Origin of the sequence: Microcoleus sp. A2-C3, assembly GCF_036706065.1 — a bacterium.
GTDB lineage: Bacteria > Cyanobacteriota > Cyanobacteriia > Cyanobacteriales > Microcoleaceae > Microcoleus.
In genome coordinates this window covers 85,989-87,911 of sequence record NZ_JAUBVX010000027.1, presented here as the reverse complement: position 1 = coordinate 87,911, position 1,923 = coordinate 85,989, and the positions used below count along the sequence as shown (strand labels likewise).

At 46.3% G+C, this 1,923-nt stretch carries 2 protein-coding genes; both read right to left on the bottom strand.

Annotated elements, in window-relative coordinates; translation table 11 throughout:
- Window positions 1-44 precede the first annotated feature (44 nt).
- Entirely contained in the window at window positions 45-668 is a 624-nt protein-coding gene (locus tag QUB66_RS16460; protein WP_332968746.1) for an MATE family efflux transporter, read from the bottom strand.
- A 66-nt stretch (window positions 669-734) separates the two neighbouring features.
- Window positions 735-1,703 (bottom strand): arsenosugar biosynthesis arsenite methyltransferase ArsM, encoded by a 969-nt coding sequence (arsM, locus tag QUB66_RS16455; protein ID WP_265239058.1) that lies wholly within the window; start codon window positions 1,701-1,703, stop codon window positions 735-737.
- Between the last annotated feature and the right edge of the window lie 220 nt (window positions 1,704-1,923).

Sequence of the window (1,923 nt, the reverse complement as noted above, 5' to 3'; positions counted from 1 at the left end):
AGTTTTTGAGCAACAGCTTGCCGGATCTTCCAAGGCAGCTACTTTTAGATGCGATCGTTTTTTAGTCTAAACTCCAGATCCTCAACATCACTAGCAAATGTCTTAGGAAACTGTACCCCAATCGTCACCATTCTGATAGCTTCAAACAAAAGCAAAGACAGCCACAAAATATGGTTACTCTCAAACTTAATGGCAGCTATATCCGCAGGTAAAAATCCCACTACAAGAGCAAATAAGCTAACATTGCGGAGGGTATGCCCTTGGGTCAAACCTAAGAAATAGCCATCCAGCATAAAGTTTATTGAACTGAATACGAGAACGAGTAGCAACCAGGGAACAAAAATATCAATGTTTTCAGTGACTTCGGCGTGATTCGTCAACAACCGAAAAACAGTATTAGGAAATAACCAACAGGCTCCGCCGAAAGAAAGTCCTACCAGCAAAGCAGTTCCGAGAGAAAATCGAGCAAGAGGTACTAACTGTTGTGAAAATCCTTTCCCTTTAAAGTTTCCGACCAGAGTTTCCGTGCCGCATCCCAATCCTTCAACAAAATAGATACTGATAAGATAGAGGAAAGTGGCGGTGCTAGAGTTCTGATTGTGACTGTCAAAATTAATGATTTGGCGATCGCGCTGCCTGCGGTCTCCATCACGGGAGTTACAATACAATTACCCAATCTTGCACCTATTTTCTCCGTTGGATGGAGAATAGCGGTTGAAACCAGCTTTTTTCATCTAACAGCAACCGCCGCCGTTATAATGCCATGTCGAATCAGTAATCAACACCCGATCTGGCATCAATCCCCCCAACTTCCCAGCCGTTTTATCGCACACCGCCGCCGGAACTCCGCGCTGCAAAACGTGACCCGCACCGTCATCAAACAGCTCTTCAGAACCCGCATAAATCGCCGTCTTGCCAGTGAAAATGCAAGCGCCATCCAGGGGGATGTCCACTTTAAAAGACACTGTATCGAGGCTTTCTAACAGCAAATCCGCGTCCAATTTGTAATTGTGTTTGTCCAGCAACCGGTAAGGACGGCGCGCCCGGACTTCTACTTGCCCAAAGCCCACGTCTACAAGGTGTTGAACGTATTCTGCGTAGGTCAGAGCACCAGACAAACACAAAGCCCGCAAGCGTTGGTCTTCCTTCAAATGCTGCGGAATTGGCCGGGTTGCGATCGGATCGCTCATCAACAACCTGCCACCCGGTTTCAAAACCCGATAAGTCTCTTTTAATGCCTTAGCTAAATCCGCAGGTTCAAAGATATTAAACAAGCAATTTTGTGCGACAACATCGACAGAGGCATCCGGCACCGGCAACGCAAAAGCATCGCCTTCCCGAATTTCCACAAAACTAGCATCAAACCAATCATTTTCTTGGGCAGCAATCCGCAGGTTGCGTGCAGCAGCTTCTCGCATTGCTGGAACGGGATCGACGGCAATAACTGCTCCTTTTTGCCTAGAAAAGTAAGCAAATTGCAGCGCTTCTAAACCGCCGCCGACTCCTACATACAGCACGACTGGATTGCCGACAAGTTCGGCGGCGTGAACGGTTGTGCCGCAGCCGTAGTTCATTTCTTGCATTTGTGCGGGAATTTTTAATTCTGGCAGTTGCAAGGGGCTGCTTTGGACGCAACAAAGTCCGATTTGGGGAGTTTCGGCAACGTCGCTATAGAATTTGGCTGCTGTTTCGAGATAGGTCATTTTTGATTTTCCTGGTTTTTGTTTTTGACCGCAGATCTAGGCGGATTTACGCTGATAAACGCAGATGAATTTAGAAGTGTTTGGTGAGGTTTTGTCTGTGATTTATAACTGTGTTTGGGGTAGGCTATCTGAGGGAGTTTTTGGTTCTGTGATTTGATTGAAAAAGTTACGGAAACGATTGATTATGTCGCCTATTTTCTGTTGTGGCTGTTGAGGTGTT